This window comes from Maritimibacter sp. HL-12, from assembly GCF_900177545.1.
Classification (GTDB): domain Bacteria; phylum Pseudomonadota; class Alphaproteobacteria; order Rhodobacterales; family Rhodobacteraceae; genus Sinisalibacter.
The window spans coordinates 1,986,255-2,002,440 of record NZ_FXBQ01000001.1 but is presented as its reverse complement, the minus strand read 5'-3'; the positions used below and the strand labels follow the sequence as shown (position 1 = coordinate 2,002,440).

General features: G+C 63.8%; 12 protein-coding genes and 1 tRNA gene. 3 read left to right on the top strand and 10 right to left on the bottom strand.

Features of this window, described 5'->3' with window-relative positions; genetic code table 11:
• Window positions 1–152: 152 nt before the first annotated feature.
• The 4 genes from rpoC to rplJ all read right to left on the bottom strand — a co-directional run bounded on the left by rpoC (window position 153) and on the right by rplJ (window position 9,847).
• Complete coding sequence (rpoC, locus tag B9Y97_RS10000; RefSeq protein ID WP_085526596.1) at window positions 153–4,421, bottom strand: DNA-directed RNA polymerase subunit beta'; 4,269 nt, start codon at window positions 4,419–4,421, stop codon at window positions 153–155.
• Window positions 4,422–4,511: 90 nt separating this feature from the next.
• The gene (rpoB, locus tag B9Y97_RS09995; RefSeq protein ID WP_085526595.1) at window positions 4,512–8,651 is read right to left on the bottom strand and encodes a DNA-directed RNA polymerase subunit beta; all 4,140 of its coding nucleotides are present in this window, start codon (window positions 8,649–8,651) and stop codon (window positions 4,512–4,514) included.
• A gap of 239 nt (window positions 8,652–8,890) precedes the next feature.
• Window positions 8,891–9,265 carry a 50S ribosomal protein L7/L12 gene (gene rplL / locus B9Y97_RS09990; RefSeq protein WP_085526594.1) on the bottom strand — a complete coding sequence of 125 codons (375 nt, stop codon included), beginning with the start codon at window positions 9,263–9,265 and terminating at the stop codon, window positions 8,891–8,893.
• A 69-nt stretch (window positions 9,266–9,334) separates the two neighbouring features.
• Window positions 9,335–9,847, bottom strand: coding sequence for a 50S ribosomal protein L10 (gene rplJ, locus B9Y97_RS09985; RefSeq protein WP_085526593.1), 513 nt, complete (start codon window positions 9,845–9,847; stop codon window positions 9,335–9,337).
• Window positions 9,848–10,209: 362 nt separating this feature from the next.
• Between rplJ and B9Y97_RS09980 the strand changes: the two genes are divergently transcribed.
• Together B9Y97_RS09980 and B9Y97_RS09975 are read left to right on the top strand one after the other, a co-directional pair.
• Window positions 10,210–10,971: a YkgJ family cysteine cluster protein gene (locus B9Y97_RS09980; RefSeq protein WP_176224341.1), complete on the top strand. Its 762-nt coding sequence runs from the start codon at window positions 10,210–10,212 to the stop codon at window positions 10,969–10,971.
• A 112-nt stretch (window positions 10,972–11,083) separates the two neighbouring features.
• Complete coding sequence (locus B9Y97_RS09975) at window positions 11,084–11,848, top strand: hypothetical protein (protein ID WP_085526591.1); 765 nt, start codon at window positions 11,084–11,086, stop codon at window positions 11,846–11,848.
• 61 nt (window positions 11,849–11,909) lie between these two features.
• Here B9Y97_RS09975 and rplA read toward each other — a convergent pair whose 3' ends face one another.
• The 4 genes from rplA to secE form a co-directional block, all read right to left on the bottom strand.
• The gene (gene rplA / locus B9Y97_RS09970; RefSeq protein ID WP_085526590.1) at window positions 11,910–12,608 is read right to left on the bottom strand and encodes a 50S ribosomal protein L1; all 699 of its coding nucleotides are present in this window, start codon (window positions 12,606–12,608) and stop codon (window positions 11,910–11,912) included.
• A 4-nt stretch (window positions 12,609–12,612) separates the two neighbouring features.
• Window positions 12,613–13,065, bottom strand: a complete 453-nt coding sequence (rplK, locus tag B9Y97_RS09965; RefSeq protein WP_085526589.1) for a 50S ribosomal protein L11 — start codon at window positions 13,063–13,065, stop codon at window positions 12,613–12,615.
• A gap of 123 nt (window positions 13,066–13,188) precedes the next feature.
• Window positions 13,189–13,722, bottom strand: coding sequence for a transcription termination/antitermination protein NusG (gene nusG / locus B9Y97_RS09960; RefSeq protein ID WP_085526588.1), 534 nt, complete (start codon window positions 13,720–13,722; stop codon window positions 13,189–13,191).
• 183 nt (window positions 13,723–13,905) lie between these two features.
• Window positions 13,906–14,103, bottom strand: coding sequence for a preprotein translocase subunit SecE (gene secE, locus B9Y97_RS09955; RefSeq protein WP_085528204.1), 198 nt, complete (start codon window positions 14,101–14,103; stop codon window positions 13,906–13,908).
• Window positions 14,104–14,374: 271 nt separating this feature from the next.
• On the opposite strand from secE, the gene B9Y97_RS09950 reads away from it, so the two are divergent.
• A complete protein-coding gene (locus B9Y97_RS09950) occupies window positions 14,375–15,229 on the top strand; it encodes a sulfite exporter TauE/SafE family protein (RefSeq protein WP_176224340.1) in 855 nt (284 codons plus the stop codon).
• 5 nt (window positions 15,230–15,234) lie between these two features.
• On the opposite strand, the gene B9Y97_RS09945 is transcribed toward B9Y97_RS09950, so the two are convergent.
• A tRNA-Trp gene (locus tag B9Y97_RS09945) sits at window positions 15,235–15,310 on the bottom strand.
• A gap of 38 nt (window positions 15,311–15,348) precedes the next feature.
• Window positions 15,349–16,011, bottom strand: a complete 663-nt coding sequence (locus tag B9Y97_RS09940; protein ID WP_085526586.1) for a CatB-related O-acetyltransferase — start codon at window positions 16,009–16,011, stop codon at window positions 15,349–15,351.
• Window positions 16,012–16,186 lie beyond the last annotated feature (175 nt).

Below are 16,186 nucleotides of genomic sequence, written 5' to 3'. Positions count from 1 at the left end.
GAACCCGATTGGGGCGAAAAGTCCAATCAGGCGTTTCGCCAATGGGGTCGGACTGTTCCGGCCCGGGCACTGGCCAGGAGGTTTCGGCCGGCCACGAAAAAGCCCCGCCGGCGATGCGGCGGGGCTTTGATCCCGGATCGGGCGTGCGGCGATCAGGGCTTTTCGTCGCCGTCCGCCTCGGGGGTGTCGACAACGTCGGCATCCTTGCTGCGGAAGAAACTGTCTGCCGAGATGTCCGACCCTTCCACCGGTGCCGCGAGGGCTGCTGCCGCCTCGGCTTCGGCCCGCGCCTGTTCGATCACCTTGCGGTCGCGTTCCTGGGCGATGTGGCGCACCTTCTGGGTTGCGCCACCGGTGCCCGCCGGGATCAGCCGGCCGACGATGACGTTCTCCTTCAGACCCACGAGCTTGTCGCGCTTGCCCTGCACCGAGGCTTCGGTAAGCACCCGCGTCGTCTCCTGGAAGGAGGCGGCGGAGATGAACGACCGGGTTTGCAGCGAGGCCTTGGTGATCCCGAGCAGGATCGGCTGACCCTGTGCCGGACGGCCGCCCTTGGAAATCGCCTTCTCGTTGGCGGCGTCAAACTCGGCCTTGTCGACATGCTCGCCCTTGAGCAACGTGGTCTCGCCCGAGTCCGTGATCTCCCACTTCTGCAGCATCTGGCGAACGATCACCTCGATGTGCTTGTCGTTGATCTTCACGCCTTGCAGACGGTAGACATCCTGCACCTCGTCGATCATGTAATCGGCCAGCGCCTCGACGCCCATGATGGCAAGGATATCATGCGGCGCGGGATTGCCATCCATGATGTAGTCGCCCTTCTGGACGAAATCGCCTTCGAGCACCGGGATGTGCTTGCCCTTGGGCACCATGTATTCCACCGGCTCGAGGCTCTCGTCGGCAGGTTCGATGGTGATGCGGCGCTTGTTCTTGTAGTCCTTGCCGAAGCGCACGTAGCCGTCGATCTCGGCGATGATGGCGTGATCCTTCGGACGGCGGGCCTCGAACAATTCGGCCACCCGCGGCAGACCGCCGGTGATGTCCTTGGTCTTGGCGCCCTCGCGCGGGATCCGCGCCACGACGTCGCCGGCCTGCACCTGGGCACCGTCCTCGACCGACAAGATCGCGTCGACCGACATCGGGTAGGTGATCGGGTTGCCGGCATCGTTGCGCACAGGCTCGCCATCTTCCCCCACGAGGATGACCTCGGGCTTGAGATCGGAACCCTTCGGCGCGGACCGCCAGTCGGACACGATCTTCTGGGTCATGCCGGTGGCGTCATCGGTGTCGTCGCGCACCGAGAGACCGGAAATCAGGTCTACGAACTTGGCGGTGCCCGCGGCCTCGGCGATGATCGGCAGGGTGTAGGGATCCCATTCGAAGAGCTTGTCGCCCCGCGCGACCGCCGCGCCTTCCTTGACGAAGACCTTGGAGCCGTAGCCCGGCTTGAACAGGGCGCGTTCGATGCCGTTCTCGTCGATGATCGCAATCTGCGTATTGCGGCCCATGATGATCTGTTCGCCGGCGGCGTTGAGCAGCATGTTGGCGTTACGGAACTCGATCTTGCCGTCCTGGTTGGCTTCCTGGAACGATTGCTGACCGCCCTGGGCGATGCCGCCGATGTGGAAGGTCCGCATCGTGAGCTGGGTGCCCGGCTCGCCGATCGACTGGGCTGCGATGATGCCCACCGCTTCGCCGATGTTGACCATGGTGCCGCGGGCAAGGTCGCGCCCGTAGCACATGGCGCAGACGCCTTCCTCGGCCTCGCAGGTCAGCGGGCTGCGGATCCGCATCGAGATGATCCCGGCGTCCTCGACCGCATCGGCCTTGCGCTCGTCGATCAACTCGTTCTTGGCCACCAGCACTTCGCCCGTGACCGGGTGCACGACGTCATCCGCCGCAACACGGCCAAGGATCCGTTCGCTGATGCTCGACACCACCTCGCCATCGTTGATCGCGGGCTCGGCGGTGATCGCCAGCTCGGTGCCGCAATCGTGGACCCGGACAATGGAATCCTGCGCCACATCGACAAGACGGCGGGTCAGGTAGCCTGAGTTCGCGGTTTTCAGCGCGGTATCGGCAAGGCCCTTGCGGGCACCGTGGGTCGAGTTGAAGTACTCGAGCACGGTCAGGCCTTCCTTGAAGTTCGAGATGATCGGGGTTTCGATGATCTCGCCCGAAGGCTTGGCCATCAGGCCACGCATGCCGCCGAGCTGCTTCATCTGCGCCGGCGAACCCCGCGCACCGGAGTGGCTCATCATGTAGACCGAGTTCGGCTCCTTCTCGGCGCCGTTCTCGTCGAACCGCACGGCCGAGATTTCGCCCATCATCGCGTCGGCGACGCTGTCGGAGCATTTCGACCAGGCATCGACCACCTTGTTGTATTTTTCGCCAAGGGTGATCAGGCCGTCCATGTATTGCTGTTCGTATTCCTTCACCTGGTCGCGCACGGTGCCGACGATCGACCACTTGGTGTCGGGGATCACCATGTCGTCCTTGCCGAAGGAAATCCCGGCCTTGAAGGCTTCCTTGAAGCCCAGCGTCATGATCTGGTCGCAGAAGATCACGCTCTCCTTCTGGCCGCAGTAGCGGTAGACGGTGTCGATGACCTGCTGGACTTCCTTCTTGCGCAGGAGCCGGTTGACGAGGCTGAACGGGGCCTTGGCGTTGAGCGGAAGCAGCGCACCGAGGCGCACCCGGCCCGGCGTGGTTTCGACCCGGTTCCAGACCTCCTGCCCGGTTTCGTCGATCTGCTTCATCCGGGCCTGGATCTTGGCGTGCAGATGCACCTCGCCGGATTCGAGCGCGTGCTCGATCTCTTCGATCGACGAGAACACCATGCCCTCGCCCTTCATGCCCTGGCGCTCCATCGTGATGTAGTAGAGGCCGAGGATCATGTCCTGCGACGGCACGATGATCGGCGCGCCGTTGGCGGGCGACAGCACGTTGTTGGTCGACATCATCAGCACGCGCGCTTCAAGCTGGGCTTCCAGCGAGAGCGGCACGTGAACGGCCATCTGGTCACCGTCGAAGTCGGCGTTGAACGCGGCGCAGACCAGCGGGTGAAGCTGGATCGCCTTGCCCTCGATCAGCACCGGCTCGAAAGCCTGGATGCCGAGGCGGTGCAGCGTCGGCGCGCGGTTGAGCATCACCGGATGTTCGCGGATCACCTCGTCGAGAATGTCCCAGACCTCGGGGCGCTCTTTTTCCACCAGCTTCTTGGCCTGTTTCACCGTCGAGCTGAGGCCCTTGGCCTCGAGCCTCGAGTAAATGAACGGCTTGAACAGTTCGAGCGCCATCTTCTTGGGCAACCCGCACTGGTGCAGCTTGAGTTCCGGCCCGGTCACGATCACCGAGCGGCCCGAGAAATCGACCCGCTTGCCGAGCAGGTTCTGGCGGAACCGGCCCTGCTTGCCCTTGAGCATGTCGGAGAGCGATTTCAGCGGGCGCTTGTTGGCCCCGGTGATGACCCGGCCGCGACGGCCGTTGTCGAACAGCGCGTCGACGGATTCCTGCAGCATCCGCTTTTCGTTGCGCACGATGATGTCGGGCGCGCGCAACTCGATGAGCCGCTTGAGGCGGTTGTTGCGGTTGATCACCCGGCGGTAGAGATCGTTGAGGTCGGAGGTGGCAAACCGGCCACCGTCGAGCGGCACCAGTGGGCGCAACTCGGGCGGGATCACCGGGATCACGGTGAGGATCATCCACTCGGGACGGTTGCCCGACTCGAGGAAGCTCTCGACGATCTTCAGACGCTTGATGATTTTCTTCGGCTTCAACTCGCCGGTTGCCACGGCGAGGTCGGCCCGCAGTTGTTCGGCTTCGGCCTCAAGGTCGATCTGGGCGAGCATCTCGCGGATCGCCTCGGCACCGATGTTGGCGGTGAAGGCGTCCATGCCGTAGAGGTCCTGGGCATCCATGAACTCTTCTTCGGTCATCAACTGGCCGTAGCTCAGGTCGGTCAGACCGGGCTCGATCACCACGTAGTTTTCGAAGTAGAGGATGCGCTCAAGATCCCGCAGGGTCATGTCGAGCATCAGGCCGATCCGGCTGGGCAGCGACTTGAGGAACCAGATATGGGCGACCGGGGCGGCAAGCTCGATATGGCCCATCCGCTCGCGGCGCACCTTCTGGAGCGTTACCTCGACACCGCATTTCTCGCAGACAACGCCGCGATACTTCATCCGCTTGTACTTGCCGCAAAGGCACTCGTAATCCTTGATCGGCCCGAAGATGCGGGCGCAGAACAAGCCGTCGCGCTCGGGCTTGAAGGTTCGGTAGTTGATGGTTTCGGGCTTCTTGATCTCGCCGTAGGACCACGAGAGAATCCGTTCCGGCGAGGCAAGGGATACCTTGATCTCGTCGAAAATCTTCGGCGATGCGAGCGGGTTGAACGGGTTGGTGGTCAGTTCCTGGTTCATTTTCAAATCCTTGAAGTCGTGCGGTAGGGGGGAGCGGCGGGAAGACTCTTCACAAAGCCTTCCCAAGGGCCCTTGAAGGCCCCTGCGCCGTTATTCCTCGTCCTCCGCATCCAGGAGTTCCATGTTGAGGCCGAGGCCGCGGACTTCCTTCACGAGCACGTTGAAGCTCTCCGGAACGCCGGCTTCGAAGTTGTCTTCGCCTTTGACGATCGACTCGTAGACCTTGGTCCGGCCCGCCACGTCATCCGACTTGACGGTGAGCATTTCCTGCAGCGTGTAGGCAGCGCCGTAGGCTTCCAGGGCCCAGACCTCCATCTCGCCGAAGCGCTGACCGCCGAACTGCGCCTTGCCGCCCAGCGGCTGCTGGGTCACGAGGCTGTAGGGGCCGGTGGACCGCGCGTGGATCTTGTCGTCAACAAGGTGGTGCAGCTTGAGGAGATACTTGATCCCCACCGTCACCGGGCGGGCGAACTGTTCACCGCTGCGCCCGTCGAACAGCACCGACTGGCCGGAGGTATCGAAGCCGGCGCGCACCAGCGCGTCGTTCACATCGGCCTCCTTGGCACCGTCGAACACCGGGGTTGCGATCGGCACGCCGCGGGTGACGTTTTCGGCGATCTGAACCAGCCCGCCCTCGTCCAGTCCGGCGATACCTTCGTCATAGACCTCGTCGCCGTAGCCTTGGCGCATGGCCTCGCGCACCGGCGTGAGATCGCCCGAGCGCCGGTATTCCTGCAGCGCTTCGTCGATCTTCAGGCCAAGTGCCCGCGACGCCCAGCCCATGTGGGTTTCGAGGATCTGGCCCACGTTCATCCGGCTCGGCACGCCGAGCGGGTTGAGGCAGAAATCGACCGGGGTGCCATCGGCGAGGAAGGGCATGTCTTCCATCGGCACGACCTTCGAGATCACACCCTTGTTGCCGTGACGGCCTGCCATCTTGTCGCCCGGCTGGAGCTTGCGCTTCACCGCGATGAAGACCTTGACCATCTTCATCACGCCCGGCGGCAGATCGTCGCCCCGGCGCACCTTCTCGACCTTGTCCTCGAAACGGTGATCGAGCGCGCGTTTCTGCGCCTCGTACTGGGCGTGCAGCGCCTCGATCCCGGCCGCGTCGGCCTCGTCTTCGAGGGCGAGTTGCCACCACTGGCCGCGCGAAAGCTGATCGTCGAGCAGGGCGGCGTCGATCTTCGAGCCGGCCTTGACGCCCTTGGGCCCCTTCACCGCGGTCTTGCCCTCGATCATCGCGCGCAGGCGAGCGTAGATGTTGCGTTCGAGGATGGCGAGCTCGTCGTCACGGTCACGCGCGAGGCTTTCGACCTCTTCGCGTTCGATCTGAAGCGCGCGCTCGTCCTTCTCGACGCCGTGACGGTTGAACACCCGCACTTCCACGACGGTGCCGAAATCGCCCGGCTTTACGCGCAGCGAGGTGTCGCGCACGTCGGAGGCCTTTTCACCGAAGATCGCGCGCAGGAGTTTTTCCTCCGGCGTCATCGGGCTTTCGCCCTTCGGTGTGATCTTGCCGACGAGAATATCGCCCGGCTGGACCTCGGCCCCGATGTAGACGATGCCCGCCTCGTCGAGGTTGCGCAGGGCTTCCTCGCCGACGTTGGGGATGTCGCGGGTGATCTCTTCCGGCCCGAGTTTGGTGTCGCGGGCGGCGACTTCGAATTCCTCGATGTGGATCGAGGTAAAGACGTCGTCGCGCGCAATGCGCTCGGAGATCAGGATCGAGTCTTCGTAGTTGTAGCCGTTCCACGGCATGAAGGCGACGACGACGTTCTTGCCGAGCGCGAGTTCGCCCAGATCGGTCGACGGGCCATCGGCGATGATCTCGCCCCGGGTCACGTCCTGGCCCACCTTCACCAGCGGGCGCTGGTTGATGCAGGTGTTCTGGTTCGAGCGCTGGAACTTGCGCAAACGGTAGATATCGACGCCGGGATCGCCCGGTTCGAGATCCTCGGTGGCGCGCACCACGATGCGGGTGGCATCGACCTGGTCGATCACGCCGCCGCGCCGAGCCTGGATCGCCGCGCCGGAATCGATCGCGACCTTGCCTTCCATGCCGGTGCCGACAAGCGGGGCTTCCTGCTCCAGCAGCGGCACCGCCTGGCGCATCATGTTCGAGCCCATCAGCGCGCGGTTGGCGTCGTCGTTCTCGAGGAACGGGATCAGCGCCGCCGCGACCGAAACCAGCTGTTTCGGGCTCACGTCGATGAGATCGACGCTTTCACGCGGCGCCATCGTGTATTCACCCGACTGGCGGGTGTTCACCAGATCGTTCTCAAGCCGGCCATCGGCATCGAGGTGGGCGTTGGCCTGTGCCACGGTGTGACGCATCTCTTCGGTGGCCGACATGTACTGGACTTCGTCGGTCACCTGGCCGTTCTCGACCTTGCGATAGGGCGTTTCGATGAAGCCGTACTTGTTGACCCGCGCGAAGGTGGCGAGCGAGTTGATCAGGCCGATGTTCGGGCCTTCCGGCGTCTCGATCGGGCACATCCGGCCGTAGTGGGTCGGGTGCACGTCGCGCACCTCGAAGCCGGCGCGCTCGCGGGTGAGGCCGCCCGGGCCAAGCGCCGAGAGGCGGCGCTTGTGGGTGACTTCCGAGAGCGGGTTGGTCTGGTCCATGAACTGCGAAAGCTGCGAGGAGCCGAAGAACTCGCGCACGGCGGCCGCGGCGGGCTTGGCGTTGATCAGGTCCTGCGGCATCACCGTGTCGATCTCGACCGACGACATCCGCTCCTTGATCGCGCGCTCCATGCGCAAAAGGCCGACGCGATACTGGTTTTCCATCAATTCGCCGACCGAGCGCACCCGGCGGTTGCCAAGGTGGTCGATGTCGTCGATGTCGCCCTTGCCGTCACGCAGTTCGACCAGACCCTTGACGCAGGCCACGATATCGGCGTTGCGCAGCGTGCGCTGGGTGTCTTCGGCATCGAGATTGAGCCGCATGTTCATCTTGACCCGGCCCACGGCGGAGAGATCGTAGCGCTCGCTGTCGAAGAACAGGGTGTCGAACAGGTTGCTGGCGGCCTCGACGGTGGGCGGCTCGCCCGGGCGCATGACCCGGTAGATATCCATCAGCGCGGTGTCGCGGCCCATGTTCTTGTCGACCGCCATGGTGTTGCGGATGTAGGGGCCGACGTTGACGTTGTCGATGTCGAGTACCGGGATGTTGGTGATCCCGGCGTCGAGCAGCTCTTTCAGGCTGCCGCCGGTAACGTCACCTTCCTTGTCGGTTTCCCAGGTCAGCTCGTCGCCGGCCTCGACATAGATCGCGCCGGTTTCCTCGTTGATGATGTCCTTGGCGACGTAGCGGCCGACGATGTTGTCGAACGGCACGAGCAACTCGTTCACATTGCCTTCGTCGATCAGCTTCTTGACCGCGCGCGGGGTGATCTTCTTGCCCGCCTCGAACAGCACTTCGCCGGTCTTGGCATCCACGATGTCGATCGTCGGACGGGTGCCGCGCACGCGCTCGGGGAAGAACTTCGTCACCCAGCCCTTGTTTTTCTTCAGCTTGAAATCGACGGTATCGTAATAGGCATCCATGATGCCTTCCTGATCCATCCCGAGGGCATAGAGCAGCGTCGTCACCGGCAGCTTGCGGCGGCGGTCGATCCGCGCAAAGACGATATCCTTCGCGTCGAACTCGAAATCGAGCCAGGAGCCGCGGTAGGGAATGATGCGGCACGCAAACAGCAGCTTGCCGGAGCTGTGGGTCTTGCCCTTGTCGTGGTCGAAGAACACGCCGGGGGAGCGGTGCATCTGGCTCACGATCACCCGTTCGGTGCCGTTGACGACAAAGGTGCCGTTGGGGGTCATGAGCGGCATGTCGCCCATGAACACGTCCTGCTCCTTGATGTCCTTCACGCTCTTGGCGCCGGTATCTTCATCGATATCGAACACGATCAGCCGGAGCGTGACCTTCAGCGGTGCCGAATAGGTCATGTCGCGCTCCATGCACTCCTCGACGTCGTATTTCGGCGTTTCCAGCTCGTATTTCACGAATTCGAGCACCGCGGTCTCGTTGAAATCCTTGATCGGGAAAACCGACTGGAAAACGCCCTGGATACCATCGCCATCGGTGGGCTGCTCGCCCTCGCCGGACTTCAGGAACAGGTCGTAAGACGATTTCTGAACCTCGATGAGGTTCGGCATTTCAAGCACTTCGCGGATCTTGCCGAAGTATTTGCGGAGACGTTTCTGGCCGAGGTAGGTCTGCGCCATCAGGTGTAAGCCTTTCTTTTCTCACTGATGCGCGTAGCCGCCGGGCTTCGGCTCGCGCACCGTTCGAAATGGGGGTTCAGATCCATACCTGGCAGCCCTCCCACAGGCCGCCTCCCGATCCTCGAACCGCGCCTTGGGAAGGGCTCAGAGCGCCCAAGCCCTTTCCAAGACAGGTTCGGCTGGACCCGGATTTCTCCGGGCCCAGCCAACATTTTCGCGGGGCTTCGCCCCTGTGACCCTCAGGCCAGCTCGACTTCGGCGCCGGCTTCCTGGAGTTTTTTCTGCACCTCTTCGGCTTCCGCCTTGGAGACACCTTCCTTGATCTTGCCGCCAGCTTCCACGAGGTCCTTGGCTTCTTTCAGGCCAAGGCCGGTGAGGCCACGGACTTCCTTGATGACCGCGATCTTGTTGGCGCCGGCGCTCTTCAGCACGACGTCGAACTCGGTCTTTTCTTCTTCGGCAGCGCCGGCATCGCCAGCCGGGCCAGCCATCATGACAGCGCCGCCGGCGGCGGGCTCGATGCCATATTCATCCTTGAGGATGGTTTTCAGTTCCTGGGCTTCGAGAAGGGTCAGACCCACGATCTCTTCGGCAAGTTTTTTCAGATCAGCCATTTTGATTTCCGTTCTTTCAGATGTGTTCCAACGTCTTTGCGCTTGCGCATACGTCGGTCCTTCGATTGCTTACGCAGCCTTTTCCTCGATGGTGGAAAGGATGGATGCGATGTTGGAAGCAGGTGCGCCAATCGCCCCGGCGATGTTCGCAGCAGGTGCACCGATCTGCGACACGATCTGAGCGATGAGCTCTTCACGCGACGGCATAGCGGCAACCGCCTTGACACCGGCCAGATCCAGCGCCGTCTCACCCATGGCACCGCCGAGGATCACGAGCTTGTCGTTGTCCTTGGCGTACTTATCCATGACCTTGGCCGCAGCCACGGGGTCTTCGGAATAGGCGAGAACGGTCATCCCCTCGAGGTATTCGGCGATCGAAGCGACCGGCTTTCCATCAAGGGCGATCTTGGCGAGCTTGTTCTTGGCAACACGCACCGACCCGCCCGCTTCGCGCATGCGTCCGCGCAGGTCCTGCATCTCAGCAACCGTGAGACCTTCGTAATGGGCAACCACCACGACGCCAGAGCTTTCGAAGATCTGGCCGAGTTCCTCGACCACTTTCTCTTTCTGGGCTCTATCCACAGTTTCACTCCAAGTATGGGAGGTGTGACCCTCCCGGCTCATGTTTCACCGGGCTTGTCGGCCCGATGTCGGGTCCGCACGGGTCCGTCCAAGTCGCCCCGGGAGCATGGCTGCCCGAAGAAATCTGGTTTACCCGTCTCGGGCAGGATTTATGGGGCTTTGCGGCCGCCACCCACCGTCTCGGACGAATCGACAGGCCGCCACGATGGAATCGGGCGACCGGTCGCGAGCGGTTTAGTGGTTCGCGCCGGAAATTGGAAGCCCCGATTTCGGGTTGGGGCTTCGTTCCTTTCGGACAGGGCCCTATACTGCGCGAAAATCTTCCGCCTGGCAAGATCGAGACGACGGGAGGCGGCGCGGCCATGATATCGCGAATCGGCGGCAATGGCGAAAAACTCACCGGCCTGCGGGCACGGCTGTGCAAGGCGCGGGCCAAGGGCGCAGGCACCTCCGCGACCGAACGCGCCCGGCGGCTGCTCGATGCCTATCTGGCCACCGCGGAGCGGCACGGGCGCGCATCCGGCGAGGTGATCACCGATCTGGCAAGCGGCGGGGCCGCCTTCACCATCGGCATGGCGGTGCGCGAGACGCTGATTGCCGATCCGCCCGAGGCGGTGCGGCACGCGGCCTGCGCCGAGGGGTGTGCTTTCTGCTGTATTCTGAGGGGCGGTGACGGTGGCACCATCACCGCGGCCGAGGCCGAGCGGCTGCACGGGGCCCTCGCCCCGCTCGCGGGCCAGGCCGACGGGCGCGACTGGCACCCCGACGCCTGCCCCGCGCTCGACCCGGCCACACGGGGCTGCCGGGCCTACGAGGCGCGGCCGATGATCTGCCGGTCGTTCCTCTCAACCGATGCCGGGGCTTGCGAGGTCAACGCGAACGGCGGCAGCGCGCCGGGTGCCGGGTTGATCGGAACCCATCTGGACTATCTCGCCGTGAATGCCCTCGCCCGCGATGCCCTTCGGGGCACGGCGCGGGTCGCCACCTTCAGCCTCGCCCGGATTGCCGCGGGGGCGGTTGCGGGTGAGAGCCTGGCACAGAGCCTCGACGCCGCCCGGCACCAGTCGCGCGCACTGGAGGATGCCTGCCGCGACGCGGTTCGGGCCAGCAAGGGCACGTCGTGATCCCCGCGCCTGCCAATCATCGGCGTTGACCTTTGCATTCCGGGTTGTCAAAAGATCGTGAGGATGACGATCGAACCTGCGGCATCCTATCTTCCGGACAGAAGGCAGCCAGATGATCCAGCTCGATGACGCGATCCGGATGATGGAAACAGACAGGATCGGCTCTCTCGATACCACCGCATTCTCCCGAAACGATGTGCTGAACCTGATCCTGCAGAGATCCGAAATCATCGGCGATCAGCCCAATCCGGGCCGCTACATCAAGGCATGGACGACGGGGCAGGACCAGCCACTGCTCGATCTCATCGACACGATCGGCGCGGATAATCTTGTCCGCCGTGCGGCGGCGCTGATCTTCCTCGAATATGAAGAATTGCGCCCGGTGTTCGAGAAAGCGCCACCCGAGAAGGTGACCGATATCGGCTGCGGCTATGCGTTGTTTGATCTCTTTCTGGCGCAGGACTTCAAGTCAAAACTCACCCTGATCGACCTCGAAACCAACGACGAACGCCATTTCGGATTTGAGGAAAGTGGCTCGGCCTATTCGAACCTCGATGTGGCCGCGCGGTTTCTGAATGCCAACGGCATCGCCAAATCGCGGATCAAGACCCTCAACCCGGCAGTGAAATCGCCCGACCGGCTGCGCGGGCAGGATCTGGTGGTGAGCTTCATATCCTGCGGCTTCCACTATCCGTGGAGCACCTATGCGGTGTTCTTTCGTGATGCCGTCACCCCGGGCGGCAGGATCATACTCGATGTGCGCCGCCGGGCCGCCGAGCGCACGATGGCCGAATTGGCGGCTTTTGGCGATGTCGAGAACCTCGACGCCGGCTTCGCGGCGAAGGCGGTCCGGGTCATGGTGACCCGGAAGGGCTGATCTGGAAACGCAAAAGGACGCCCCGAGGGGCGCCCTTCTGACGATTGCTTGTCGGACCTGCTCAGTTGCCGGTCGCGTTGTCGATATCGACCGAGACACCCGGCCCCATGGTCGAGGACAGCGACACTTTCTTGAGATAAGCGCCCTTGGCACCGGTCGGCTTGGCTTTCTGCACCGCATCGACGAAGGCGCGCACGTTCTCGACCAGCTTGGCGTCGTCGAACGACACCTTGCCGACACCGGCATGAACCACGCCCGCCTTTTCGACCTTGAACTGGACCTCGCCGCCCTTGGCGGCTTCGACGGCCTCTTTCACGTCCATCGTCACCGTGCCGATCTTCGGGTTCGGCATCAGGTTGCGCGGTCCGAGGATCTTGCCCAGACGGCCGACGATCGGCATCATGTCGGGCGTGGCGATGCAGCGATCGAATTCGATCTTGCCGCCCTGCACGGTTTCCATCAGGTCTTCGGCGCCAACGATATCGGCACCGGCGGCCTTGGCTTCATCGGCCTTGTCGCCCCGGGCGAAGACCGCGACGCGCATGGTCTTGCCAGTGCCGTTCGGCAGCGAAACCTTGCCGCGCACCATCTGGTCGGCGTGGCGGGGATCGACCCCGAGGTTGACCGCGATCTCGACGGTCTCGTCGAACTTGGTCTTGGCGTTCGCCTTGATCAGCGTGACGGCTTCCTCGACGGTGATGTTTTCCTTGCCGACGAAGGCCTCGCGGGCGGAGCGGGTGCGTTTTCCAACTTTTGCCATCAGATCAACCTTTCACCTCGATACCCATCGACTGCGCGGAGCCGACGATGATCTTCATCGCACCCTCGATATCGACGGCGTTGAGATCCTTCATCTTGGCTTCCGCGATCTCGCGCACCTGCTTGACGGTAACGCTGGCGATCACCTCGCGGCCGGGCTTGTCGCCGCCGCGCGGACGGTTACGCTTGCCCACGGGCTTGAGGCCGGCGGCCTTCTTGAGGAAATACGACGCCGGCGGGGTCTTGATGTTCATCGTGAACGACTTGTCGGCGTAGTAGGTGATCTCGGTCGGGCAGGGCGCGCCCTGCTCCATCTCCTGCGTCTTGGCGTTGAACGCCTTGCAGAATTCCATGATGTTGATGCCGCGCTGACCGAGGGCGGGGCCCACGGGCGGCGACGGGTTGGCCTGACCTGCAGGGATCTGCAGCTTCATCTTGCCGGCGACCTTCTTGGCCATCTGGCTTCTCCTTTTTCAACAGCCCCGCAAACGCGTTCGGGGGCCTGTGGTTGACGTGGTCTGGTCCGGACGACGCGTCGCCCTCGCCTCCCACACGGGGCCGGGCCAAAGCCCGGATTCGCCTCAGGTCTGCTTGGTGACCTGGGTGAATTCAAGTTCGACCGGCGTGGCCCGGCCAAAGATCGAAACCGACACCTTCAGGCGCTGGTTGTCGTCGTCGACGCCTTCGACCTGACCATCGAAGCCCTCGAACGGACCATCGGTGACCGAGACGGTTTCGCCGATCTCGAAGCTGATCAGGGTGCGCGGCTGTTCCACGCCTTCCTCGACGCGGCCAAGGATGGCCTGCACTTCGGAATCACGCATCGGCATCGGCCGGCCCTGCGGACCCAGAAAGCCGGTGACGCGGTTGATCGAGTTGATCAGGTGATAGCCCTGATCCGACATTTCCATGTGAACGAGCACGTAGCCCGGCATGAAGCGGCGTTCGGTGGACACCTTCTTGCCGCGGCGCACCTCGATGACTTCCTCGGTCGGAACGAGCACCTCGTCGATCTCGTCCTCGAGGCCGGCGTCGGCCGCGGCCGTTCTGATCTGCTCGGCAATCTTCTTCTCGAAATTCGAGAGAACGCTCACCGAATACCACCGTTTCGCCATCTCGTCTCAGCCTCGTTTCCTGGCGGGCAAGCCTCGCCTAAAGGGTCTCAATTCCAACACGGTTGCCCGCACAGCCCCGAAACAAAAAACCGGCGTGCAACTCGAATCATTGCACGCCTCGCCGGGGGATTGGCGCCGGGGATACCCCCGAAGCCGCGCCGATTCAAGGGGTTTGGCCCGGGATCAGCCGAAGGCGCCGAGGATTCCGTTCAGCCCCGAGCGGATCGCCAGATCGACCAGCGAGAAGAACAGCGCAGTGAGCGCGGCCATGGCAACGACCATGCCGGTGGTGAGCAACACCTCGCGGCGCGTTGGCCACACCACCTTGGAGACCTCCGAGCGCACCTGCTGGATGAACTGGAACGGGTTCGTCTTCGCCATGTCGTTTGCCTTTCACGGGTTGGGGCGCACATACGGGAAGCGACGGGGCTTTTCAAGAGCCCGGACGGGCGCGCGGCGAAGCTGGCCCGCCGGCCGAACCTGCCGCCCGGCAAATGCCCGGCCACGGCGCGTCATGTCGGCCTGGCGATGCGCCACCTGCCCGCCCGACGGGGTGGGCCGGGCAGGGTCGCAAGGGTGCGGCGTTTGCAGCCATGGAACGCCTGCGGCCGGGCCGCTAGCCTCCCTGGGGAACTGCCAGGAAGGGACCCCCATGGAGATTGGCTTGATCGTGGCAATCGTCGGATGGGGCCTGCTCGTCGGCGTCGTGTTCTCCGCCATCGGCGCGGCGGGGGGTATTCTTTCCTCCTTCGGACTGATCACCCTGTTCGGCGTTCTCGATCCCAACAGCGTCAAGCCGATGACGCAGATCGTGGTGCTGGCCACCGCGCTCGTTTTCGTGCCCGGCTACGTGCGGCGCGGCGCGGTGGTGCCCTCGCTCGGGGTGTTGCTCGGGCTTGGCGGCATCGCGGGTGCCTGGGCGGGCAGCACCGTTTCGGCACTCTATCTCTCCGACATGGCCACCTTCCGCCCGTTGTTCGGGGTGCTCACGCTGGCGATCGCGGCGCAGATCGGATGGAAACTCTACCGCCACGTTCACGGCCTGCGCACCGGCAAGACCAGCCCGGCGCGGCCCTTCATCGGTGCGGTCACCGAAAAGGTGCTGCAACTGGGCTGCATGTGTTTTCAATATGGCGAGACGCGCTACCGGGTGCCGGTGATCTCGCCGCTGATCGCGGGGGCGGTGATCGCCTTCACAGCCGCGATCTTCGGCGTCGGCGGCGGCTTCCTGATGGTGCCCTACATGGCTTCGATCCTCGGGATGCCGATGCACATCATCCCCGCCACCTCGGCGATCCCGATCTTCATGTCGCTCATGGTATCGGTCGGGAATTATCTCAACCTCGGAGCACCGCTTGACTGGCCGATCCTCGTCCCGCTGGTGGCGGGCGCTGTGCTCGGCGCGGTGCTTGGCCCGCATGTCAACCGCCGCCTCGCCAACCACTGGCTGCAGGCCGCGATGGCGGTGATCGTCACCGGCATCGGCATCAAATACGTGTTCTTCTGAAGGAATGGCAGGGGCAGCAGGGCTCGAACCCGCGACCTACGGTTTTGGAGACCGTCGCTCTACCAGCTGAGCTATACCCCTATGGCCGAGGCTGGACGTAACCGAAGGCGGCGCGGGTTTCAAGACCTCAATCGCCGCATCGCCCGTTCCAGACCAGCCCGGTCGCCAGAGGCCAGAACCGGCACCAGCGCACGGATCTCTTCGAGGGGCAGATCCCACCAGGCGAGCCGGTCGAGCAGGGCCTGCACCGGCGCGTCGAAGCGGCGGCGCAGCTCCTGCCCCGGGTTGCCAGCGACTATGCTCCAGGGCGCGACATCACGCGCCACGACAGCCCCCGCGCCGATCACCGCGCCGTTGCCGATGCTGACGCCGGGCAATACCATCGCCCCCTGCCCGAGCCAGACGTCATGGCCGATCAAGGTGTCGGGCCGGGGCGCAACGAGCGCCGGATAATGCTCCATGAGGTCGTGGTCGAACATCGAGAACGGGTAGGTCGAGAAGCCATCCATCGGGTGATTCCCGGCGGCGAGGAAACGCACGCCGTGGGCAATCTGGCAGAACTTGCCGATGTGCAGGTGCTCGGGCGCGCCCGGGTAGAGGTAAGGCGCGATGCGGGCGGCATAATCCGCCACCGGCTCGAAATCGTTGTAATAGGTGAAATCGCCCACCGTGATGTTCGGATGGTCGATGGCGCGGGCAAGCTGAACGGTCTGGGTGTGCGGCTCGCCGTGGATATTGATCAGCGGATGACGCAGCGAAGCGTCGAGAAAGGGCGCAGGCATGGCTGAACTCCGGTGAAACGTTTGCGGTCTCGGTTCGGTCAGTTCAGCGCTTTGTCCATGTCACCCTCCATTGGATGGGCAGAGTGTATCACCATTGCCTTTTGCGATCCAGTCGCCGGGCACCGGCCTTCAACGGCCACCTCGCCCGCGAAACGAAAAGGGCCGCCTCGGGAGG